This window comes from Aliivibrio sp. 1S175, assembly GCF_001690985.1.
Classification (GTDB): Bacteria; Pseudomonadota; Gammaproteobacteria; order Enterobacterales; family Vibrionaceae; genus Aliivibrio.
Map to the genome: position 1 here is coordinate 1 of NZ_MAJS01000037.1, position 333 is coordinate 333.

The 333-nt window shown below is 38.1% G+C and carries 1 pseudogene; it reads right to left on the minus strand.

Going from position 1 to position 333, the window contains the following annotated elements:
• Window positions 1-212: pseudogene (locus A6E06_RS20215) on the minus strand (hypothetical protein); the annotation flags it as partial.
• Between the last annotated feature and the right edge of the window lie 121 nt (window positions 213-333).

Consider the following 333-nt stretch of genomic DNA (forward strand, 5'->3'; position numbering starts at 1 on the left):
ACGATAATACAGACCACAATGCCAACCCAAGCAAAGCCTCGCGCAATTTTATAAGCCACTTCAGGGATCATGTCTTGTTCAGTGTAATGAATACCCATTGATGTTAGGTGATAACAACGATGTTTATCTGGTGCAAATAAATATCTCCCTATAAACACCAGTGTCGTTGATAAAATAAAGAGCCCCAAAAAAACAGGTGAGTCTACTGTCATGTCAGTAACCGACCAAAGAAACAATAATGGTATTCCTCCTGAAAATATTGACAAAATCCAGTATGCTAAATTAGTGTATTTTTGACCCGCGCCCTGATACTCCCAAGAATAAATTGTATTC